General features: G+C 67.6%; 20 protein-coding genes and 1 pseudogene. 13 read left to right on the top strand and 8 right to left on the bottom strand.

Annotated elements, in window-relative coordinates; genetic code table 11:
- The 10 genes from NBW77_RS17895 to NBW77_RS17855 form a co-directional block, all read left to right on the top strand.
- Window positions 1-808, top strand: an 808-nt coding sequence (locus NBW77_RS17895; RefSeq protein ID WP_250280040.1) for a sensor histidine kinase, incomplete at its 5' end; no start/stop codon positions are given.
- Between the two features lie 107 nt (window positions 809-915).
- The gene (locus tag NBW77_RS17890; RefSeq protein WP_131747336.1) at window positions 916-1,638 is read left to right on the top strand and encodes a response regulator; all 723 of its coding nucleotides are present in this window, start codon (window positions 916-918) and stop codon (window positions 1,636-1,638) included.
- Between the two features lie 345 nt (window positions 1,639-1,983).
- Complete coding sequence (locus NBW77_RS17885; RefSeq protein WP_207387103.1) at window positions 1,984-2,733, top strand: ATP-binding protein; 750 nt, start codon at window positions 1,984-1,986, stop codon at window positions 2,731-2,733.
- Window positions 2,727-3,242, top strand: a complete 516-nt coding sequence (locus NBW77_RS22560; RefSeq protein ID WP_349817040.1) for a DUF1707 domain-containing protein — start codon at window positions 2,727-2,729, stop codon at window positions 3,240-3,242. The genes NBW77_RS17885 and NBW77_RS22560 overlap by 7 nt, the downstream gene beginning before the upstream one ends.
- On the top strand, window positions 3,242-4,309 hold the full coding sequence (locus tag NBW77_RS17880) for an aromatic ring-hydroxylating dioxygenase subunit alpha (RefSeq protein WP_131747338.1): 1,068 nt from the start codon (window positions 3,242-3,244) through the stop codon (window positions 4,307-4,309). The genes NBW77_RS22560 and NBW77_RS17880 overlap by 1 nt, the downstream gene beginning before the upstream one ends.
- Window positions 4,310-4,383: 74 nt before the next feature.
- On the top strand, window positions 4,384-5,598 hold the full coding sequence (gene fdhA / locus NBW77_RS17875; RefSeq protein ID WP_131747339.1) for a formaldehyde dehydrogenase, glutathione-independent: 1,215 nt from the start codon (window positions 4,384-4,386) through the stop codon (window positions 5,596-5,598).
- Window positions 5,599-5,892: 294 nt separating this feature from the next.
- Window positions 5,893-7,125, top strand: coding sequence for an ABC transporter substrate-binding protein (locus NBW77_RS17870; protein ID WP_131747340.1), 1,233 nt, complete (start codon window positions 5,893-5,895; stop codon window positions 7,123-7,125).
- Between the two features lie 113 nt (window positions 7,126-7,238).
- The gene (locus NBW77_RS22875) at window positions 7,239-7,811 is read left to right on the top strand and encodes a type II toxin-antitoxin system CcdA family antitoxin (protein WP_207387105.1); all 573 of its coding nucleotides are present in this window, start codon (window positions 7,239-7,241) and stop codon (window positions 7,809-7,811) included.
- The gene (locus NBW77_RS17860; RefSeq protein ID WP_131747341.1) at window positions 7,808-8,209 is read left to right on the top strand and encodes a PIN domain-containing protein; all 402 of its coding nucleotides are present in this window, start codon (window positions 7,808-7,810) and stop codon (window positions 8,207-8,209) included. The genes NBW77_RS22875 and NBW77_RS17860 overlap by 4 nt, the downstream gene beginning before the upstream one ends.
- Before the next feature lie 195 nt (window positions 8,210-8,404).
- Window positions 8,405-10,624: an NADP-dependent isocitrate dehydrogenase gene (locus tag NBW77_RS17855; RefSeq protein ID WP_250280039.1), complete on the top strand. Its 2,220-nt coding sequence runs from the start codon at window positions 8,405-8,407 to the stop codon at window positions 10,622-10,624.
- A 230-nt stretch (window positions 10,625-10,854) separates the two neighbouring features.
- On the opposite strand, the pseudogene NBW77_RS22550 reads toward NBW77_RS17855, so the two are convergent.
- Window positions 10,855-11,211 (bottom strand): annotated as a pseudogene (locus NBW77_RS22550) (YciI family protein); the annotation flags it as partial.
- A gap of 134 nt (window positions 11,212-11,345) precedes the next feature.
- Complete coding sequence (locus tag NBW77_RS17845) at window positions 11,346-11,579, bottom strand: hypothetical protein (RefSeq protein ID WP_131747342.1); 234 nt, start codon at window positions 11,577-11,579, stop codon at window positions 11,346-11,348.
- A gap of 297 nt (window positions 11,580-11,876) precedes the next feature.
- Between NBW77_RS17845 and NBW77_RS17840 the strand changes: the two genes are divergently transcribed.
- Both NBW77_RS17840 and NBW77_RS17835 read left to right on the top strand, forming a co-directional pair.
- Window positions 11,877-14,090: an MMPL family transporter gene (locus NBW77_RS17840; protein ID WP_131747343.1), complete on the top strand. Its 2,214-nt coding sequence runs from the start codon at window positions 11,877-11,879 to the stop codon at window positions 14,088-14,090.
- Window positions 14,091-14,202: 112 nt separating this feature from the next.
- Window positions 14,203-15,108: an LmeA family phospholipid-binding protein gene (locus tag NBW77_RS17835; protein WP_250280038.1), complete on the top strand. Its 906-nt coding sequence runs from the start codon at window positions 14,203-14,205 to the stop codon at window positions 15,106-15,108.
- 46 nt (window positions 15,109-15,154) lie between these two features.
- Here the strand turns inward: NBW77_RS17835 and NBW77_RS17830 are convergent, their stop codons facing one another.
- The 3 genes from NBW77_RS17830 to NBW77_RS22130 form a co-directional block, all read right to left on the bottom strand.
- On the bottom strand, window positions 15,155-15,859 hold the full coding sequence (locus tag NBW77_RS17830; protein ID WP_131747116.1) for a response regulator transcription factor: 705 nt from the start codon (window positions 15,857-15,859) through the stop codon (window positions 15,155-15,157).
- A complete protein-coding gene (locus NBW77_RS17825; RefSeq protein ID WP_131747117.1) occupies window positions 15,856-17,061 on the bottom strand; it encodes a sensor histidine kinase in 1,206 nt (401 codons plus the stop codon). Before NBW77_RS17825 ends, NBW77_RS17830 begins: the two co-directional genes overlap by 4 nt.
- A gap of 516 nt (window positions 17,062-17,577) precedes the next feature.
- Window positions 17,578-18,297, bottom strand: coding sequence for an IS3 family transposase (locus NBW77_RS22130; RefSeq protein ID WP_284346948.1), 720 nt, complete (start codon window positions 18,295-18,297; stop codon window positions 17,578-17,580).
- Between NBW77_RS22130 and NBW77_RS17810 the strand changes: the two genes are divergently transcribed.
- Complete coding sequence (locus NBW77_RS17810; protein ID WP_250280037.1) at window positions 18,191-19,723, top strand: transposase; 1,533 nt, start codon at window positions 18,191-18,193, stop codon at window positions 19,721-19,723. The genes NBW77_RS22130 and NBW77_RS17810 overlap by 107 nt on opposite strands.
- A gap of 260 nt (window positions 19,724-19,983) precedes the next feature.
- Here the strand turns inward: NBW77_RS17810 and NBW77_RS17805 are convergent, their stop codons facing one another.
- The 3 genes from NBW77_RS17805 to NBW77_RS17795 form a co-directional block, all read right to left on the bottom strand.
- The gene (locus NBW77_RS17805) at window positions 19,984-20,730 is read right to left on the bottom strand and encodes a thioesterase II family protein (RefSeq protein WP_131747118.1); all 747 of its coding nucleotides are present in this window, start codon (window positions 20,728-20,730) and stop codon (window positions 19,984-19,986) included.
- Window positions 20,727-22,100: an acyl-CoA carboxylase subunit beta gene (locus NBW77_RS17800; protein ID WP_349817039.1), complete on the bottom strand. Its 1,374-nt coding sequence runs from the start codon at window positions 22,098-22,100 to the stop codon at window positions 20,727-20,729. Before NBW77_RS17800 ends, NBW77_RS17805 begins: the two co-directional genes overlap by 4 nt.
- Before the next feature lie 190 nt (window positions 22,101-22,290).
- Window positions 22,291-22,481, bottom strand: a 191-nt coding sequence (locus NBW77_RS17795) for a hypothetical protein (protein ID WP_250280036.1), incomplete at its 5' end; no start/stop codon positions are given.

Raw genomic sequence — 22,481 nt, 5'->3', positions numbered from 1 at the left:
GGCCGCCGCCGCGCTCGAGCACCGCCGGCTGTCGGCGCAGGCCGCCGAGGCCGCCGACGCCGCCGAGGCCGGCGAGACACGCACGGCTCTGCTCGCGGCTGTCAGCCACGACCTGCGCAGCCCGCTCGCCTCGGCGCTGGCGGCCGTGTCGAGCCTGCGGGCCACCGACGTCACCTGGACCGACGCCGACCGCGCGGAGCTGCTGGCCACCGCCGAGGAAAGTCTGGAACGGCTCACCCGGTTCGTCGGCAACCTGGTCGAGATGAGCCGGCTGACCTCCGGCGACCTCACGGTGTCCCGGCAGCCGCTCGGACTGGACGAGATCCTCCCACCCGTGCTGGACGACCTGCGGCTGGGACAGGGCCAGGTCGAGTGCAACGTGCCCGACACGCTTCCCGACGCCCTCGCCGACCCGACCCTGCTGCACCAGGTGGTGCTGAACCTGCTGACCAACGCGGTGCGCTACAGCCCCGCGCACCAGCCGCCGCTGATCACCGCCAGCGCGATCGGGGACCGCCTCGAGTTGCGGGTCGTCGACCGGGGGCCAGGCATCCCCGACGCGGAACGCGAGCAGGTGTTCACTCCGTTCCAGCGCCGCGGTGACCGGGACAACTCCCACGGCGTCGGACTCGGCCTGGCGCTGTCGCGGGGCCTTGCCGAAGCGATGGGAGGGACGTTGACCTCGGAGGACACCCCGAGTGGTGGCACCACCATGGTGCTCGCGCTGCCGCGGGCGCCCGTCGGTGACGCAGCAGTTACCGCCGACGCGGACCAGGCCGTAGCCTCGAAGGCGGACCCCGATGTGTGAGGCGTACACCGATGTCTGAGGCGTACACCGATGTCTGAGGCGGACATCGTCACGCTTCCACCGGCAACCAACCGGCGCGACACTCGAAGCATGGGACGGGACACGCCATGAGCCGGGTTCTCGTCGTCGACGACGAGCCGCAGATCGTGCGAGCCCTGCGCATCAACCTGTGCGCACGTGGCTACGACGTGCAGACCGCCGCGGACGGACGGCAGGCGCTGAGCCGTGCGGGCTCCTACCAGCCCGATATCATCGTGCTCGACCTGGGACTGCCGGACCTTGACGGTGTTGAGGTCATCCGGGGGGTCCGCGGCTGGAGCACGATCCCGATTATCGTGCTGTCGGGGCGGGCCGGCAGCAGCGACAAGGTCGCGGCACTCGACGCCGGGGCCGACGACTACGTCACCAAGCCGTTCGATATCAACGAACTGTTGGCACGACTACGCGCGGTGTCACGTCGGACGCCGGGTGGCGAGGACCCGTCGCCGATCACTGTCGGCAACTGCCGGATCGACCTTGCCGCCCGTACGGCCACCTGCACTACGCCCGCGCTTGCGCGGACGGCAGCGGAAGGCCGCGTGCTGGACGGAGAGGACCGCAACGTCCGGCTCACGCCGACCGAGTGGGCGCTGCTGGAGGTCCTGCTACGCCACCCGGGCAAGCTGGTCAGCCAGCGCCAACTCCTCGTCACGGTATGGGGACCATCCGCTTCGGACAGTCACTACCTGCGGGAATACATGGCCCGCCTGCGGCGCAAACTGGAGCCGGACCCCTCCCGCCCCCGTCACCTGCTCACCGAACCGGGCATGGGCTGCCGCTTCCAGCCGTGACCTCCCGGCCCGCCCGACATGGCAGAACGGCACGCAGAGCCACCAGCTTAGAATCCTGACGTGGCCAGACGACCGAGGAACCGCTCAGTCTCCTGGCCGATCTGGAGACAGACCAAGTGGAGCGCAAGGAGTCGCTGCGCAGTGGCGGTGACGCGAAGGATCGGATCTGCCAGGCCATCTGCGCCTACGCCAACGACCTACCCCACCATCGTACCTCCGGTGTGATCTTCGTAGGCGCCACCGGACGACGGCCGCCCGGCCGGTCTACCGGTCACCGACCGCTTGCTGCTGGAGTTGGCCGACCTGCGCGGTCAAGGGCGGATCCCGCCTCTGCCGATCATGTATGTGCGAGCGTTCGACGTTGGCGGTCAGAGCGTCGCGGTGATCGAGGTCGAGCCGAGCCTACCGATCAGGCTCAACGGGCAGGGGTGGATTCGGGCCGGTCCGCGGGGTGCGATCGCCACCGCCGATGAGGAGCGCCGCCTCGCGGAACGACGACGCAGCGCGGACCTGTCCTTCGACACCCGACCCGCGGTTGGTAGCGGGATGTCAGACCTCGATCTGGATCTGTTCGTCCGGCAGTATCTGCCCAGCGTGCTGACCCCCGAAGTGGTCGCGGCGAATGGTCGAACCGTCGAGCAGCGGCTCTCCGCACTGCGGCTGACCACGGTCGACGGCACACCCACTCACGCCGGGCTGCGTGATGTGCGCCGGCCAAACTACCCGCTTGCCGCGCTGCAGCAGCTCACCCGCAACGCGATCCTGCACCGCAGCTATGAGGGGATCGGATCACCCGTACGGCTGACCTGGTATGACGACCGGGTTGAGATCTTCTCGCCAGGTGGGCCGTACGGGGTGGTGACGGTGGAGAATTTCGGACGGCCTGGTGTCACCGACTACCGCACCCGTGAATGGACACAACGGACTCGTCCTCCAAGAGGACATATTTATCCCGGATACCGGCCCACTCGTTCACCGACTAATCGTCTCCCGTATACCGATCCTCGGCTGCGCGTGGACAACTCTACCGTCATGCCCACAACCGTAAAGGATCAGAACAATTCCGTCGGCATGCGCCGGCGGGAAGTATCCTGATTCGTTTCACTTCCACGTTTACCCGGCGGTCGTCCGGACGGGCCGACCCACCAACCGGTCGGGGACAGCAGGTCAGGGAGAGCGGGGGACGACCCGCGCCTCCGGCGGAGCCGGGGCACATCCGCGTTTCCGGCGCCGATCGGGAACAGGTGGCCACCCGACTGCGGGAGGCCGCGGAGCGGGGCGAGCTGACGTCCAAGGAGGCGGACGAGTGCCAGGCGGCTGCCTACGCAGCCGTGACCCGCGCCGATCCCACCCACCGTCCCGGGCCTTACCCGACAGCGTGCGCCGCATGTGGCGCCAGCTCGTCAACCAGTGGATCCCACGCTCTTGACGCCCACTCCCCTCAATGCCAGTATCCACATACTCAGTACACGGATCGTCTGGCTGGAAGCGAAAGAGACACCACGGAAGAAAATCCAGTTCCGTGGCCGTACGGGCCGGGTACCGGGACGGCCGGCAGTGGTTTCGGAGCCGGCAGGAATGCCGAGCCGACCTGGGAGGTCTGATGAGCGTGTTTCCCCAGAACCAGTGGTATGTTGCGGCGTGGAGCCGGGAGGTCGGCCGGGACCTGTTCGCCCGGACGATCTGCGGTGAACCGATCGTGTTCTACCGCACCCTCGACGGTCAGGTCGTCGCATTGGCCGACCGGTGCGTGCACCGCCGTTATCCCCTGTCCCTCGGATCGCTTCGGGGTGACGACGTGGAATGCGGTTACCACGGCTTCACCTACGACTGTTCGGGCGTCTGCCTCCGGGTGCCCGGTCAGGAACGGGTGCCGCGGACCGCGCGGGTGAAGAGCTATCCGGTCGTGGAGCAGGCCAACTGGGTCTGGATCTGGATCGGCGACCCCGCCGGCGCCGACCTCACCGCCGTCCCGGACAACCACTGGCTGGACGACCCGCGGTGGACCGTGATCGGTGACATGGCGCCGCTGCCCGCGCGGTACCAGCTCCTCGTCGACAACCTGATGGACCTTTCCCACGAGACCTACCTGCACGCGGGTTTCATCGGCACCCCCGAGGTGGCCGCAACGCCGATCGTGACCAAGGTCGATGAGGACGACCGGGTAATCCGGGTCAGCCGGCACATGAACGGCGCCGAATGCCCGCCCTTCTACGCGAAGTCGACCGGATTCTCCTCGCCGATCGACCGGTGGCAGGACATCGAATACCGGCCGGTGTGCTCCTACGTGCTGCACTCGCGGATCGCGCCTGCCGGCGTACTGCCCGCGGACAACGGTGAGGACACCGGCGCCGTGCATGTGAAGATCCTGTACGGCATCACCCCGGAGACCGAAAACAGCACGTTCGATTTCTGGGCCGTGGCACGCGACTTCGCCGTGGGCGACGAGGAGGTCTCGGAATTCCTGGAACGGATGAACCGCGAGGTCGTACAGCAGGACGTCGACGCGCTCACCCTTCTCGAGCGTGTGATCGCTGAAGAGGAGAGGAAAGAGGGCGTCCAGGAGCTGAGTATCGCGATCGACGCCGGGGCCATGGCGGCCCGCAAGATGATCAGAAGAATGTCCACGACGGACCACGCTGCCGGCGTAACCAGTGATGCCACGGTCTGACGGTGTCTCCGTGACGGATGTCCGGGCAGCTCGTCCGCCGCGACACCAGTCCCGTCAACATCTGGAGGTCTGCTGTGAGTGCTAACAGGGCGGTTGCCTATATCGAACCGGGCACGGTCGAGGTGCAGACCATCGACTTTCCCACATTAGAGGTGAAGGACGGTCCCGGTGTCGATCCCGCGAACGTGGGCCGGCGGTGTCCCCACGGCGTGATTCTGAAGGTGTTGGCGACCAACATCTGCGGGAGCGACCAGCACATGGTCCGGGGCCGCACCACCGCTCCACGGGGACTGATCCTCGGGCACGAGATCACCGGCGAGGTCATCGAAGCCGGCCCGGACGTCGAGTTCATCCGGGTCGGGGACATCGTGTCGGTACCGTTCAACATCGCCTGTGGACGTTGCCGCAACTGCAAGGAGCGTCAGACGGGAATCTGCCTGAACGTCAACCCGGCCCGTCCGGGCGCGGCCTACGGCTACGTCGACATGGGCGGATGGGTCGGAGGCCAGGCCGAGTACGTCATGGTGCCGTACGCGGACTGGAATCTGCTGCCCTTCCCGGACCGTGACGCGGCTTTGGAGAAACTGCGGGATCTGACCATGTTGTCGGACATCTTCCCGACCGGGTTCCACGGCGCGGTGACGGCCGGAGTCGGAGTGGGAAGCACCGTCTACGTCGCCGGAGCCGGCCCGGTCGGGCTCGCGTGCGCCGCCTCGGCCCAGCTGCTGGGAGCGGCCGTAGTGGTTGTCGGAGACTTCAACACCGATCGGCTGGCCCAGGCACGGAGCTTCGGTTGCGAGACCGTTGATCTGGCAAAAGCCCCGCTGACCGACCAGATCGAGGACATCCTGGGTGTTCCCGAGGTCGACTCCGCCGTCGACTGCGTCGGGTTCGAGGCACGGGGACACGGTGGCGGTGAGGCACCGGCCACCGTCCTGAACTCGATCATGGATGTGGCGCGGGCCGGGGCGAGTCTGGGTATCCCCGGGCTGTACGTGACAGGTGACCCCGGTGGTGTGGACGCCGACGCCCGGATCGGTTCCTTGAAGATCCGACTCGGGCTGGGCTGGGCGAAGAGCCACCGGTTCATGACCGGCCAGTGCCCGGTCATGCAGTACCATCGGCAGCTGTCGATGGCCATTCTGCATGATCGTGTGCGCATCGCCGACGCGGTCAACGCCACCGTCATCGCGCTGGAGGAGGCGCCCGGCGGCTACCGGGAGTTCGACAGCGGGGCCAGCCGGAAGTACGTTCTCGACCCCCACGGAGCTCTTACCAGGGCGGCATAGCTCCGTCGGGAGCTTCCACCCTCATGACCTGCCCGGCTGGTGACCTACCCGGCCGGGCAGGTCACCAGCCGGGTTGTTCTTCCGCGCCTTTCCACGATCGGCGCCCTCGCCGGCCGCGACCTCTCATGACAATCTGTCATACCTCCCGTCGACACAGGAATCATGCATATCGTGAATTTTACGATCACGTTCGACCCGACCCATTTCCTGGCCTTACGATTCGCCGTCGGTTCTCCTGCCACACCGGTCGGGAACCACCGATTTCCCAGAAAGCGCTCCCGTGAAGGGATCTACATGGCCAGGAAGTACCGGACCTCCCGATGGACGGCGGTCGCGTTTGCGAGCGCCGCGGTCGCCCTCACCGTGGCCGCATGCGGAACCGCACATGACGACACCAGCCGGGGAAACGGGAACTGCGCGACTCCCGGAGTGACCGCGAACGAGATCAAAGTCGGACTCCTTTATCCGAGCAGTGGTGCTGCTTCAGGCAGCTACAACGCCGTCCGTGCGGGCGTGGAGGCGAGGCTGGACGCGGCCAACACAGCGGGTGGCGTGAACGGGCGCAGGCTCTCCTACCTCTGGCAGGACGACGCGTCCGTTTCCGAAACAAACCTTGCCGGCGCCCAGAAACTGATCAACGATGATCAGGTGTTCGGAATCATCGAGACCACCACCGTGGCAAAGGGTTCCGCAACGTTCTTACATGATCATGGCATCCCCGTCACCGGCATCGCCCTGGAGCCGGTGTGGACTGTCAATGACAACATGTTCACCTTCGTCAACTTCGTGGGCCCGGGTTCCATCAGCACCTGGGGTGACTTCGTCACCGCCCAGGGCGGTCGGACCGCTCTGATCCTGAAGGGCGCGTTCGACGAGGCACTGAGCGACACCGCGGAGAAAATGGGCGCGAGCCTGCGCTCCGCCGGTGTCCGGGTCGTCGGTACCGTGGACGTCAGTCCGCAGGCCGACCCGGTCCGTCTCGGCGCCCAGATCAGGAACAGCGGCGCCGACACCCTGGTCGGCCTGCTTGGCCCGGAAACCTTTGACCAGGCCGTCATCGGTGCCCGCAACGCAGGCGTCCCCTTGAAGGTCGCCATGTCGTTCTCGCCCGGGTACGACCGGAACCTGCTGTGGAAGTACGGCCGGCAGATCGCCGGGACCTCCTACTTCCTCGACTACGCTCCCTTCGAGCTGGACACTTCCGGCCACCGGGCGTTCCTCAACGCCGTGGGTAGGTATGCCCCGGAGTTGCAGCCTCCGGCCCAGGGCGGAGCCCTGTCCGGTTGGATCTCGGCGGACATGATGATCCGAGGACTGCAGACTGTCGGTTCCTGCCCCACCCGAGGACAGTTCATCCGCGGTCTTCGGGCGGTTGGCGACTACAGCGCCGACGGCCTGCTGCCCGTCGCCCTCGACATGACCAGGAGCTTCGGTCAGATGAACACCTGCTTCACCTTCGTCAAGGTCAGCGACGACGGCACCCGCTTCGGCTCCGAACCCACCGCCCGCTGTGGACACCGGATCTAGGCCGTGTTCGGGTGGCCACGGCGATGACCCAGCCCTCGGCGGCGTGGAGCGCGCCGTGGGCGAGATCGTAATCCGGGTCAGCCCGCCAGACGGTAAGCGCGCCAACACCAGTAGTGAGTACGACCAGGCCGACATCGCCCGAGCTCTCGGCGGCCCGGAAATCGTCCGGGGGCCGTCACCGGCTGGTGTTCACCGACCGGCTGCTGGCCACCCTGGTCGTGCTGCGGTTCCTGACGGACCCGGGCGCTTACCGCAACGACTGGGGTGACCCCAGCCTGGCCGGTGTGCCGCTCGTGCACTGCGGACCTGGGCTCCTCGTCCTTGCGGAAGCTGTGGGCCACGCTGTTGGCTCAGCGTCAGTGTCTCGCGGTCCGGCCGGGACGTGGCCGGTGACGGTCGCGTCATCTCCGATCCCGCGCATACTTCGGTATGATTGGCGCATGTCCGCAACCACCCGCATCACGGTGACGTTGCCCAGCGACCAGGTCGCCGAGCTGAGAAAGATCACAGACAATGTTTCCGGGTACGTGGCCGAAGCCGTCGCACGCCAGATCCGCCACAAGCTGCTTGTTGACGAGCTGGAGCGTTACCAGCGGGAATCCGGCGCGTTCACCGAGGAGGAACTGACCGAGGCCTGGGCCAGGCTTTTCGGTCACGCCGACCGTACAGAAGACACGGCGGCGTGACCAAACGCATCGAGACGGTCGTCCTGGACTGCGCGGGGCTGTCCGCCTGGATCGCTCAGGACCGTAACGTCGCGGCCATGCTCAAGATTTTCAGCGAGCTGGAATCCGATCTCGTCATCAGCGCCGACACGATCGTCGAAGTCGGTTACGCGGACGTGAGCATGCCGCGCTTGAACTGGGTGCTCTCACGGCTCAAGGTCGAACCGGTCACTGAACAGACCGCGAAGGCGTCCGCGAAGCTGTTGAAGGAAGCGAAGCTGCACGGCCACAAATACGCCATCGACGCGATGGTGGCCGAGGTCGCCCTGCGGCAACCGGGACCAGTCGTCATGCTCACATCCGACGTTGACGACATGTCCAAGCTCTGTGACAACCGGGTCAGAATGATCGCTGTCTGATGGTACGTCATCACCCGGGGAGTAGCAGCCGGGGCTACGTCCGGGCCGTCTGCCGTACCAATGTGACCGCGAGTGCGCCGATGCCGGCCGGTTCGTCGACGACCACCAGCACACGCCCGTGCCCGCGATCAAGGTAACGGGGCGATCAGGACATATCTTGATAGCAAGACGAAGTAGACATGAAGCGGAGTATCGGTGACCGATTCGACCATCATCTACACCCACACTGACGAGGCCCCGGCCCTGGCGACGTACTCGTTCCTGCCCGTGGTCCAGGCATACGCTCGGGCGGCCGGTGTCAGTGTCGAAAGCCGCGACATCTCCCTGGCGGGGCGGATCATCGCCAGCTTCCCCGAGCGTCTCGCGGAGGCCCAGCGCATCCCTGATGTGCTTACCGAGCTCGGCGAGCTGGCGAAGACGCCCGGGGCGAACATCATCAAGTTGCCGAACATCTCGGCTTCGATTCCGCAGCTGAAGGCGGCGATCACCGAGCTGCAGCAGCAGGGCTACGCGCTGCCGGACTACCCGGACGACCCGAAGACCGTGCAGGAGCGGGAGATCCGCGTCCGTTACGACAAGGTCAAGGGCAGCGCTGTCAACCCGGTGCTACGCGAGGGCAACTCCGACCGCCGTGCCCCCGCGTCGGTGAAACGCTACGCCAAGACCCATCCGCACCGGATGGGCGCGTGGAGGTCCGACTCGAAGACGAACGTCGCCACCATGGCCGCCGACGATTTCCGCTCCACCGAGAAGTCCGCGGTCATCATCGAGGCAGGCTCGCTACGCATCGAGCTGGTGGGTGACGACGCCAGCACCACCACCCTGGGTGGGTCCGTGCCGGTGCTGGCGGGCGAGGTCGTGGACGCGTCCGTCATGCGCGTGGCCGCGCTGCGTGAGTTCCTGGTGGCGCAGATCGCCCGGGCCAAGGCCGAGGGTGTGCTGTTCTCGGTACACCTGAAGGCCACGATGATGAAAGTCTCCGACCCGATCATCTTCGGCCACATGGTGCGGGCCTTCTTCCCGAAGACGTTCGCCGCGTACGGCGAGACGCTCGCCGCCGCAGGCCTGACCCCGAATGACGGGCTCGGCGCCATCCTCAAGGGTCTGGACCAGCTGCCCGAAGACGCGGAGATCAAGGCTTCCTTCGAAGCCGAACTGGCCGACGGCCCCGCCCTGGCGATGGTCGACTCCGACCGCGGCATCACCAACCTTCACGTGCCCAGCGATGTCATCGTCGACGCCTCCATGCCGGCTATGATCCGCACCTCTGGTCACATGTGGGGCCCGGACGGCCAGGAGGCGGACACCCTCGCGGTTCTCCCCGACAGCAGCTACGCCGGCATCTACCAGGTCGTCATCGACGACTGCCGGGCGAACGGTGCCTTCGACCCCGCGACGATGGGCTCGGTGTCCAACGTCGGCCTGATGGCGCAGCAGGCCGAGGAGTACGGCAGCCACGACAAGACCTTCGAGATCCCCGCCACGGGCACGGTCCGGGTCGTCGACGAGGCCGACAACGTGGTTCTCGAGCAGGTGGTCTGCGCCGGCGACATCTTCCGCCTGTGCCAGGCCAAGGACGCACCGATCAAGGACTGGGTGAAGCTCGCAGTCACCCGCGCCCGCGCCACCGGCGACCCGGCGGTGTTCTGGCTCGACGAGGGCCGCGCGCACGACGCGAAACTGATCGAGAAAATCAAGGCGTACCTGCCCGAACACGATACCCAGGGACTACAGATCGAGATCCTGGCACCGGTCGACGCGATCGCGTTCTCCCTGGAACGGATCCGTCGAGGCGAGAACACGATCTCGGTCACCGGCAACGTGCTGCGCGACTACCTGACCGACCTGTTCCCGATCCTGGAGCTCGGCACGAGCGCCAAGATGCTCTCGGTCGTCCCGCTCATGAACGGCGGTGGCCTGTTCGAGACCGGTGCCGGCGGCTCCGCGCCCAAGCACGTCCAGCAGCTCCTCAAGGAGAACTACCTGCGCTGGGACAGCCTGGGCGAGTTCCTCGCGCTCGCGGTCAGCTTCGAGCACCTCGCGCAGACGACGGGCAACGCACGCGCTCAGGTGCTCGCCGACACCCTCGACCGGGCGACCGCCACCTTCCTCAACGAGGACAAGTCGCCCACCCGCCGCCTGGGCGGCATTGACAACCGGGGCAGCCACTTCTACCTGGCGTTCTACTGGGCGCAGGAGTTGGCCACACAGACCGACGACGCCCGTCTCGCGGAGGCGTTCGTCGGCCTCGCCAAGACGCTCACCGATCAGGAGCAGACCATCGTCGACGAGCTGATCGCGGTCCAGGGCTCGCCGACCGACATCGGGGGTTACTACCAGCCCGTCGCAGCCAAGGCCATGGCCGTCATGCGTCCGTCGAAGCGCTTCAACGAGGCCCTTGCGACCCTCGACTGACGAGATCTGCAGAAGAGTTCCACGCGACGAGGGGAAAGGGCACCGGGGCCTGGTTCACCGCCCCGCGACGGCCGTCCAAGCGGCGGCGGCCCGAGTGCCCTTTCCCCTCGAGCTGTCCGCGGCCCGGGCGTGGTGGTTGCTGCGCTGGGCGGGTGTGGACGATGTGCGCATCCTCGACGGTGTCCTCCGTGCCCTCCATGAAGATCATATACAGCACGCTGAGGACGACACCGCCGAGCCGCTGCCGCCGTTCCTCGGACGGCGGCAGCTCGAACGGCACTCCCGCCGCGGCGATCGTCTTCTTCGCCCGCGTGATCCGTCGAGGCCACGTCGATCACGTAGAAGCCGCCGAACAGCTCCTTCGTCTCGCCGTACGGACCGTCGGCGACCACCGGCGTCTCGCCGCTGAAGTCGACCACCACGCCCTGGGTCGGGTCGTCCAGGCCCTCGGCGGCGACGAGCACGCCAGCCCGGATCATCTCCTCATTGAAGCGCCCCACCGTCTCGAGCATCTGCTCGAACGGCGTCTCCATCATCTTCGCGACCGATTCGCCTGTGCCTCGCATGATCAGCATGTACTTCGCCATCGTCGATCTCCTTGATCTCTCCGGTCGCCTCTCGACCCTGTCACTCCCAGATCGAACGGGGCAGCCACGGATCGACACGGCAGACGGACGCGGGCCATGTGCACCTCGACGAGGGGTTCAGCCCGTCGGTTCGGTCAGGCCGGGCGCACCGATCGGGCCAGTTCGACGGCCGTGCCGAGCCGAGCCGAGCCGAGCCGAGCCGAGCCGAGCCGTGCCGGGGCGAGCCGGGGCGAGATCCATCCCGGGCTGATGAGGATCGAGCCCCCGCAGCCGTCCGACCTCGACGAGGCGGTCGGCGTACGGCGTGGAGCGCTCACGGCGAACGCAGTCAGGAGCGCGCGCCCGGCGAACCGCGCTGCGCTGAACATTCAGCGGCCTGCCACCGCTCACTCGGCAGCGCGACGCTCGTCGCAGGGTCCTCGCATGCCGCCCGGTTCCAGGGAACGTCAGCTACCGACGTGCCGCACTACTCGGAACGTCTACTGACCGCTGTCTGCGCGGGTGCGGACCTCGCCAATGCAACAGACCCCGTCCCGGCAGGGGATGTGCCGGGTAGCGCGTACTGCGTTCTCCGTAGCCGGATTACCGGCGGGCGGACGACGACGGGACGGCCCTTCCCGGACAGGCTTGAGAGGTACCCGAGATCAGATCTGGAGACCTCTCCCGTGGCTACTTTTCTCTATCGACTGGGCCGGCTGGCCTTCCGGAAGCGCTGGTACGTCGTCCTGGTGTGGGTGGCGGTTCTGGCTGGTGTCGGCTTCGGCGCGGCCAAGGCGCCCGCCGTCCCCGACGACGGGTTCTCGATGCCGGGCACCGAGTCCCAGCGGGCATTCGACCTGTTGGACCAGCGCTTCCCCAGCAGCGCGGCCGACGGGGCGGTTGCCCGGATCGTCTTCGTCGCCCCGCACGGGCAACAGGTCACCGCGACCGCTAACCGGTCGGCCATCGAGAAGGTTGTGGACGAGGTGGCCGGCGGGACGCAGGTCGCCCGCGCGGTGAGCCCCTTCAGCGGGCAGGCGGTGAGCAAGGACGCGTCGACGGCGTACGCGACCGTCACCTACACGGTCAAGAGCGACGACCTCACCGATGCCAGCAAGCGGACACTGCGGGACGCCGCCGAGCGCGCCCGGAACGCGGGCCTGACCGTCGAGATCGGCGGCAGCGCGTTGACGACCCGGCCCGCGGCGGGTGGGGCGGGCGAGATGATCGGTGTCGCTATCGCCGCCGTTGTACTGCTGATCACCTTCGGTTCGCTGGCCGCCGCCGGGCTGCCGCTGCTGACCGCGATCATCGGCGTCGGCGTCGGCGTCGCTGCGATCATGGCCCTGGGTAGCGCCTTCGGTCTGTCCTCGACGACCACCACCCTGGCCACGATGCTCGGGCTCGCCGTCGGCATCGACTACGCCGTGTTCATCGTCTCCCGCTACCGCGAGGAGCGCACCCGTGGGCACGCGCCGCAGGAGGCGGCGGGTCTTGCCGCCGGCACCGCCGGGTCGTCGGTGGTGTTCGCCGGGCTCACCGTCGTCATCGCGCTGGCCGGGCTTTCGGTGGTCGGTGTCCCGACACTGACCAAGATGGGCCTGGCCGCCGCGGGGACGGTTGCCGTCGCCATGCTCGTCGCGCTGACCCTGGTCCCGGCCCTTCTCGGCCTCTTCCAGCGTGCCGTGCTGCCACGTGCCGCACGCCGGGGGGCGGGGACCGTGGACGGCGGCAGGCCGGGCGGGGGCGCCCGCTGGGCTCGGCTGGTCCTACGCCACCCCCTTCCCGTGCTCGTCCTCGCTGTCTTGGGCCTGGGGATGATCGCCGTGCCGGTGATGGACCTGCGACTGGGCACATCCGGGGACGAGGCCAAGCCCACCTCCACCACCGAGCGCCGCGCCTACGACGACCTTGCCCTGGGCTTCGGTCCCGGCTTCAACGGCCCACTGACCGTCGTCGTTGACACCACGGGCGCGGGGGACCCGAAGGCCGCCGTCAACACGGTCATCGAGAAGATCGGTGCCACCCAGGGCGTCGTCTCGATCTCCACGGCCAGGTTCAACGCCGCGGGCGACACCGCGGTCTTCTCCGTCATCCCGGCCGCCGGCCCCAGTGACAAGAAGACGAAGGACATCGTCCACACCATCCGCGCCGAACGCCCGGCGATCGCGTCCGCGAGCGGCTTGACCTACGAGGTCACCGGCACCACCGCCGTGAACATCGACATGGCCCAGAAGGTACAGGGCGCGCTCGTGCCCTATCTTGCGGTCGTGGTGGGCCTGGCCTTCCTGCTCCTGCTGGTGGTCTTCCGGTCCGTGCTCGTGCCCGTCAAGGCGGCCTTCGGCTTCCTGCTGTCGGTGCTGGCGGCCCTCGGCGCGGTCGTCGCGGTCTTCCAGTGGGGCTGGCTGGCCGGTCTCCTCGGCGTCGCGCAGAGCGGCCCGATCATGAGCCTGATGCCGATCTTCATGGTGGGTATCGTCTTCGGCCTCGCCATGGACTACGAAGTCTTCCTGGTTGCGCGCATGCGGGAGGCATACGTCCACGGGGTCCCGGCCGGCGAGGCGGTCGTCGCGGGGTTCCGGTACAGCGCCCGGGTGGTGGTGGCCGCCGCGCTGATCATGATGGCGGTCTTCTCCGGCTTCATCGGCTCGGGCGAGGCCGTGATCAAGATGGTCGGGTTCGGTCTGACCACGGCTGTCCTGCTCGATGCGTTCGTGGTCCGGATGACGATCGTGCCCGCCGTCCTGGCCCTGCTCGGCGACCGGGCCTGGTGGATGCCGCGCTGGCTGCACAGGGTGCTGCCGCGCGTGGATGTGGAAGGCAGCGCCCTGGGCCGCCTGCCGTCTCCCCGCGCGGTCCCGGACGACACTGCCGGCCTGCTGTCCGTACCCGTCAGATAACCCGCCACGGACGAGGGACCGCCCGTGACAGACCCGGACGGACGACACGAAACGGAGTGCTGACGACGTGGGCCACTGGCAGGAAGGCGACGCACGACGGTGGGAACCGCCGGTGGCGCAGGAACCGCCCGGGACGGAGGAACCGCCCGGGACGGAGGAACCGCCCGGGACGCAGGGGCCGCCCGGGACGCAGGGGCCGCCCGGGACGCAGGGGCCGCAGGGGGTGGAGGGGCCGCAGGGGGTGGAGCCGGGGCTTCCGCGCCGCCGCCGTCGGCGGTCCCGACGCCGGCTACTACTGATTTTTCTTGTCCTCCAGGTCGCCGTGCTCAGCGTGGTGGACCGAGTCGGTGCCCACGCCGCGGCATCCCAGATGGTCAGCCAGGTCCAGAAGAGCCAGCAGCTGCCGAGCAGGCCGGAGGCGTCCGTCGGCGGGATTCCGTTTCTGACCCAGATAATGATGGGCAGGTACAAGGACATCGGTTTCCGTATTCACCGGATCGCAGTACCCGACCTGTGCGTCGACGACATCAATGTGCACGTCAAGGGCGTGCACGTCCCGCTTCGCAAGATGATCAGCAACGATGTAAAGACGGTGCCGATCGACCGGGTGGTCGGTACGGTGCGCTTCACCTTCACGGACCTCAATGCCTACCTCGCCAGACAACCCGGGCAGGTCCAGCTGGCTCCGGCCGGAACAGGGATGCGGGTCTCGGCGCCCGTGGACGTCCCGATCATCGGGCAGATCAAGGTCTTCGGTGACGTGCAGGCGAGCGTCCAGAACAACCGGTTCACGATCGCGCCCACCGGTATCGGCGTGAACGGCATCCGTGCCTTGAGCATCCCGCAAGGCGCGGTGCAGGCCCTGACCGTGACGGTGCCGCTCAGTGGGCTGCCCATGAATCTGCAGTTGACCTCGGCGAAGGCGACCTCGGCCGGCATCGAGGTGACCGCGGAAGCGGACCATCTCACGCTGGACACGACAAAAACAACGACGATGCCCCCGATCCGGGGCTGCTGAGCGCATCCCGCGGCGAAACGCAACCGGCAACGCGGTCCGCGGGCTGTCATCCACCGGCGCCTGTGGGCGGTGTAGGCGGTGTGGGAGGTACAGCCTGTACGAGGCCGGACTGGTAGGCGATGACAACCAGTTGGGCGCGGTCGCGGGCGTCCAGTTTCGCCATGGCGCGGTGGATGTGGGTGCGCACGGTCAGTGGGCTGACGACGAGTTTCTCGGCGATCTCGTGATTGGACTGCCCCTCGGCGGCCAGTGCCATCACCTCCCGCTCGCGGGCGGTGAGGGCGGTGAGGCGTTCGGGTGCCGGGTGGGTGCCGGGTTCGGGGGCGGTGAGGAAGCGGGCGATGAGCGCGCGGGTGGCCAGGGGCGAGAGGAGTGCGTCGCCGGAGGCCACCACGCGGATGGCGGTGAGGAGTTCGTCGGCGCCGACGTCCTTGCCGAGGAAGCCGCTCGCGCCGGCGCGCAGTGCCCGGGCCACGTTCTCGTCGATTTCGAAGGTTGTGAGGATGAGGACGCGGGTGGCGGACAGGTCCGCATCGCCGCAGATGGCGGCGGTGGCGGTCAGACCGTCCGTGCCGGGCATGCGGATGTCCATGACGACGACGTCGGGGTGGTGGGCGCGGGTGAGCTCGACCGCTTCCTTGCCGTCCGCGGCTTCAGCGATCACTTTCATGTCGGCGCAGGAGTCGATCAGCATTCGGAAGGTCGCCCGCAGCAGGGCCTGGTCGTCGGCGAGCAGCACACGGATGGTCATGTGTTTCGGTCTTCTTCCGGGTTCTGAGGGTGCAGCGGCAGTATGGTGGCGACTTCGAAGCCGCCTGCGGGGCGGTGGGCCGCCAAGAGGTGGCCGCCGACGGAGCGGGCGCGTTCGCGCATGCCGATGAGCCCGAAGCCGCTGCCCGGGGTCGCGGCGGAGGGGGTTGTGCCGCATCCATCGTCGGTGACCGTGATGGTCAGCCGGTCGTGGGAGTAGGCGAGCCGTACCTGAGCTGCCCTTGCGGCGGCGTGTTTGGCGACATTGGTGAGTGCTTCCTGCACGATTCGGAACGCCGTGAGATCTACTCCCGGTGACAGCTGTCGTTGTTCTCCCTCGGCGACAACGGTGACCGTGAGTCCGGCGGATCCGAACGAGGCGGTCAGATCGGAGAGCTGCGCGAGTCCGGGGGTCGGTTCCAGGGGTGCGTTCGGGTCGCCTGCCTGGCGCAGGAGGCCGACGGTGGCTTTGAGGTCGCGCAGCGCCGACGAGGTGGTGCCGGTGAGATCGATGAGTATCTTCCGGGCCTGGTCGGGACGGGTGCGGATGATGTGTGCGGCGGTGCCGGCCTGGGCGTTGGCCAGAGCGAGGTGGTGGGCGACGACGTCGTGCAGTTCGCGGGCTATGCGCAGACGCTCCTCGGTGACCCGGTGGCGTGCCTCCTCCTCGCGGGTGCGCTCGGCGTGCTCGGCACGGGCTTTCACGGCCTCCACGTAGGCGCGCCCCAGGCGGACCGAGTTGCCGAGGGCGGCCGGCAGCAGCACCCAGGCGGTGGGGCCGATCGTTTTGAGGTCTATTGGGCGGTTGGCGGGGCTCGCGATCAGCGCCGTGCCCACCAGCAACGCGGCGGTAGTGACGGCATAGGTGACTGTGATGTTCCGGTCGGTGCGGACGGCCAGCCAGTAGAGCGCGACCATGACCGGTGCCAACAGCAGGGGGGTGAGCAGGTAGCCCAGCGCTGTCATGGTCACCGCGCACGCGGTGGTCACCGTCACAGTGGTGCGGGGGCGGCTGCGGCGCCACAGCAGGGCGGTGCAGGAGATGCCTCCGAAGAACAGGCCGGGCCACCACCCGGTCCGGCCGGTCGAGTCCGGAGTTGTCTGTAGGCTGCCGGGGACGGAGGCGGCGAACAGCAGCAGGGCCACCACCCCGTCGGTGCTGTGGGGATGGTCCCGTACGTAGCGTCGCCAGCCATTGATCATCAACGTGTTTTCCTGTCGGATGCTGCGACCATGGTGGGGCTACGGTACGGCTGGGCGGCCGAAGGACCACTCCGCTGTGTCTGGACCGTACCCGCTTCAGTGGACACCTGGAGTAGCTGCCCGATTCGTCGGGAGAGCGAAGGATGGGTTCGACACGCCGTGCATTTACCGAGGAGTACAAGGAGCAAGCGGTAGTCGTCGTCTTCGACGCCGATCTTCCGGTCGCCGAGATCGGTGCGGGGTGTAATTGACGCGCCCGGGACTTGGTAGTTCGACGGAAAACGCGGGACTCCGCCAAGAAAGCCGGTTCGACCAAAGATCAGCTTTAGAAAGGTCCCGCGTTCCCGTGAGTGTGACATACACGGCCGTGCTGGCGTCGCGCGAGGAAACCGTCGTGTTTCTGGAGGGACTTCTCCAGACGGAGCGTGTCCGGCGAGGCACCCGCGCGGTGACGTGCCGCCAGCAGGCGGTGCTGCGCTGGTTCTGGAGGGTTCCCGCTTTCGTGGACAGTCCTTATTATGCTGCGCGATCACCTTTCTTGTCAAATTCATCCTCGAACTCGACAGGGGTGAGGTAGCCGATCGTGGAATGGATCCGCAACCGGTTGTAGTACACCTCGATGTACTCGAAGACCCCGGTTCTGAGGCGTTCGACGGTGTCGAAGGGGTGGAGGTGGATGAACTCTTTCTTCAGGGTCGCCCAGAACGATTCAGCGGCAGCATTGTCGAAACAGATTACGGTGTGGCCGACCGAGTTCCGCACGTTGTTGATCTTGCAGAAGTCGACGAATTCCTTGCTGGTGTACTGGCTGCCTCGATCAGCATGGAAGATCACACCTTTCGGTGGGTGCCTGCGGGTTATGGCCATGCGTAGGGCATCGAGGACGAGGTCGGTGCGCATGTGGTCGGCCACGGCCCAGCCCACGACTTTCCGGGAAAAGCGTCGATCACCGATGCCACAATATGCGGCTCTTCGTATCTCGCTAGAGGCCGTGTCTGAACACTGACGGATGGTGACGGCTCGTTGTAGCCCGGTGTAGTCACGGTGGGGCTGGGAAGTGGGGCGCACCCGCCGTTTGGAAAGATCACGTTTTGTCGAAGGACAATGATCTCCAAGCGGACGGGTGCGTGTGTTCGAGGTTAACGGTGCTGTGGTGGCGGGCTGGTTCGGGCTTGACGGCGTCGAGATCGTCGCGCTCGAGCGTGAGGCGGATGGTTCGGGGTCGGTGCATGTCATGACAGTCCCGGGGGCGGTCGCGTGCTGCCCGGACTGCGGGGTGTCCTCGGGACGGGTCAAGGAGTTCGGTGGGCAGCGTCTGGCGCATCTGGTGGTTGCACCGATGACGGTGACCTGGCACAAGAGCCGGTTCTACTGTGAGAACGACGGCTGCGGGCGGGCGAGTTTCACCGAGGCCGGGCCGGTCGCGGCGCGCTCGGGCCGGGTGTCGATGGCGGGCCGGGAGACGATCGGCCGCCTGTGCGGCGACTGGCTGGTTCCGGTCAGCCGGGTCGCGGGGGCGGCCGGGGTTGCCTGGCACACGGCGCACGACGCTTTCGTCGGGGTCGCTGAGGCGGCCGGGATCGTGGTCACCGACCCCGCCGCGGCCCTTGAGGCCGTCCCACCAGTCGAAACAGCCACGCCGGCCACGCCCGTCGAACCGGCCGGGCAGGAAGGGCCGGCTGACGGGGCCGCGGCGGCGGGTGGCCTTCAGCGCGCGGCGCCGGCGGCGGGCCGGTCGGTGTCTGGACCGTTGCCGCCGGTCGGCGTGCTGGGGCTTGATGACCATCGCCGTGGCCGGGCGCGCTACCACTTCGATCCCGTGACGCGCCGCTGGGTCGAGGACGCGGATCGCTGGCAGAGCGTGTTCGTTGACTCGTCGGGCAGCCATAGTCTGCTCGGCCAGGTCGAGGGGAGGACCGCGGCGGTGACGGCCTCCTGGATCATCACGCGGCCAGACTGGTGGCGGGCGAACATCTGGGCGATCACGATCGACATGTCCACGATCTACAAGTCGACGGCGCGGGGCGCGCTGCCGCACGCCCTGCTAGCGGTGGATCCGTTTCATGCGATCCTGGCGGCCAACAGGATGATCGGGAACGTGCGGTGCCGGGTCACCGTCGAGCGTCACGGCCGCCGCGGCCGCGCCGACGACCCCGAATACAAGATCCGTAACCTGTTGGTCCGCAACGCCGAGTCGCTCTCGGAGGCCGCCCGAGGCCGGCTGCTGTGCACGCTGGCTGACCTCGGGGACGCCGGCCGCGAACTCGCCGCCGCCCACAAGGCGAAGGAGTTGCTGCGCGCCGTGTTCGCGCTGGCCCCGACCCACACCGGCCGCCCGACCAGCCGTGCCGCCATCAGTAATGCCCTGACCAGGTTCTTCACGCACTGCGCCACCGTCGGCGAAACCGTCCCCGAGGTCGCCATCCTCGCCGAAACGATCTCCACCTGGCGGGAGGAGATCGGCAATGCCGTCCTGCACGGGCTGTCCAACGCCACCGCGGAGGGCGTCAACAGGTTGATCAAAGTCGTCTACCGGCTGGCCTTCGGCCTGACCAACGTGACCAACCAGCAACGCCGAGCCCGTTACGCCGCCTCCCGCCGCACCCGTCTAATCTGGCTACGCACCGCGACACCAAACCAGCCACATCCCGCAACCGCCTGATCACAGCCTCTAATCAAATGCGAAGAGCCGGATTGTAGAGCCGGGCAGGGGACGGTGATCCACGCCGAACCCGTATAGTCGTCCGGGAGGTACGGCCATGGCATGAGGCGGAACGAGAAGAACTCCATCTCTCTCCTTGCGGCCTCCGTGGATGGGTGCGGCACGGTGTTTCGGGATCGAATATGAAAACGGGATGCGAACCCTGCCGGTCCCACTCGGGCCGAGGCGGATGTCGGATGGCTGAGGACAACTCGATCCGGTTACTCCCGTGACGTTGACGTGAGCTTGGTGGAGATCATTTTAATGATCTCCACCTGGTGTGCGGTGAGGAAGAAATGCCCGCCGGAGAAAACGCGCAGGTCGAACGTGCCGGTGGTGTGCTCGCGCCAGGCACATGCCTCCTCGATCGTCGTCCTGGGGTCGACGTCCCCCGTGAGGACGTCGACCGGGCAGCTCACGGTTGCTCTGTCGTCGCATCGGTACGTCTCGATCGCCTTGTAGTCGCCGCGGACGGCCGGCAGGATCATGCGTAGCAGTTCCCCGTCACCCAGCAGCCGGGAATTGGTGCCGCTGAGCAGCTGAAGCTCCCGGACGATGCCATCGTCATCGTGCTGATGGACGTTCTCCACCCGGTACCGGGACGGTGCCCTGCGGCCCGACGCGAACAGGCCGGTCGGGGCGGGACCGCCCGCCTGTTCCAGTCGCCGGGCCGCCTCGAAGGCGAGGATTGCGCCCATGCTGTGTCCGAACAGGAAAATCGGATGATCGGTCCATTCCCGCAGGGCGCCGGAGATCTGGTCGGCCAGATCCGCGATGGTGTCGATGCACTCCTCGGCGCGGCGGTCCTGCCGGCCGGGGTACTGCACCGCCAGTACCTCGACTGACGGGGACAGCGCCTTGGACAGGGGGAAGAAGAAACTCGCCGAACCGCCCGCATGAGGGAAGCAGACCAGGCGCGGTGCGCCCGACGGCGCCGGGTGGAAGCGCCGGAGCCACAGGCTGTTCACAGTGGGATGTTGCCGTGACGGCCGCGACGCTCGGGCGCGGCGGCGAAGGCGCGGGCGAGGGTCTGACGGGTGTGTGCGGGGTCGATCACCTCATCGACGACCCCCAGGGTGACCGCCCGGCCGACGCCGCCGGCGACCCGCTCATGCTCCTCCACGAGCCGTGCTTGTAGATTCTCGCGTTCCTCCTCGGCCACGGCGGCCAGTTTTCTGCGGTGGAGGATCCCGACGGCCGCCTGCGCGCCCATGACGGCGACCTCGGCCTGCGGCCACGCGTACACTGCGGTGGCGCCGAGTGACTGCGCGTTCATGGCGATGTACGCCCCGCCGTAGGACTTCCGGGTGATCAGAGTTACCCGGGGCACGACCGCCTCGGCGAAGGCGTGTAGCAGTTTGGCGCCGCGGCGGACCACACCTCCCCATTCCTGGCCGACGCCGGGAAGGTAGCCGGGTACGTCGACGACCACCAGCAGCGGTACGCCGAGCGCGTCGCACATGCGCACGAAACGGGACGCCTTCTCCGCGCTCCGCGAATCCAGGCAGCCGCCCTTGCGGATCGGGTTGTTGGCGACCACCCCGATCGTGCGTCCGCCGAGCCGGCCGAGACCTACCACGATGTTCGGTGCCCACCGGGGCTGCAGTTCCTCGAATGAGCTCTGCTGTGGCTCGGTGTCGAGGATCCCCAGAAGTAGCGGACGGACATCGTAGGCGCGCCGGGGGCGGGCAGGCAGGAAAGCGCGTAGGTCGGTGTCGTCGCGTACCGCGTCCGGGGTGAAGCGTCCGGGCCGGGCTAGAAGGCTGGTGATCTGGCGTGCCCGGGTGAAGGCTTCGTCGTCGGTAGCGGTGGTCACATGGGCGACGCCGGATCTGCGGCCGTGGGCGTCGGCTCCGCCGAGACCCTCCATGTCGATCTGCTCGCCGGTGACGGTGCGTACGACGTCGGGGCCGGTCACGAACACCCGGCCGGATGCCGACATGATCACAATGTCGGTGAGGGCGGGCCCGTAGGCGGCGGCGCCGGCTGCCGGGCCCAGCACCACGGAGATCTGCGGCACCCGGCCCGATGCCCGGGTCATGGCTGCGAACATCCGGCCGGCGCCGTCGAGGGACTCGACCCCGTCGGCGAGCCTGGCACCGCCGGAATGCCACAGGCCGATCACCGGGTGATCCTCGCGTACCGCGGTGTCGATGGCGTCGACTATGTGTCGGGCGCCCCCCAGGCCGAGCGCGCCACCCATCACGGTCGCGTCGGTGCAGTAGGCGATCACCGGTGTACCGTTGATCCGGCCGCGCACGGCGAGTACCCCGGTGCCGTCGCCACGGTGCAGCCAGATGATGGAGCCGGCGTCCAACAACCGCGACAGCCGTGCCACGGGCGCCCGCGGGTCGAGTCGTCCGTCACCGAGGTCTGTGCCGAATGCCGTGTCGTTGACAGCGGCGTCAGGATGAAGCGCCAACTCCGTCACGTTCTGTCCCTTCCTTGAGAATCAGTGGAAACCAGCAGCGGAAGCCGGCGAAATCCAGGAAGATCCGCGAGTCGATGTCCGGTTTCTGTCACACCGCTCAGATGAGTGCTTCGATCCACTTCCTGACCGTCGCGGCCGTCGTGTCGCTGTGATCTTCCAGAATTGTGAAGTGGTCGCCGGGGACGTCGGCGCTCTCCGCGAAGACGACCAGGCGCCGGTTCCTCTCGACCATTGAACCGAGCGTCGGCCAGTCGCCGCCGACATCCCTGGGCGGAGTCAGCACATAAC

This window comes from Frankia sp. Cppng1_Ct_nod (assembly GCF_920656135.1).
Classification (GTDB): Bacteria; Actinomycetota; Actinomycetes; order Frankiales; family Frankiaceae; genus Protofrankia; species Protofrankia meridionalis.
This window is presented reverse-complemented; position numbering and strand designations above follow the sequence as displayed.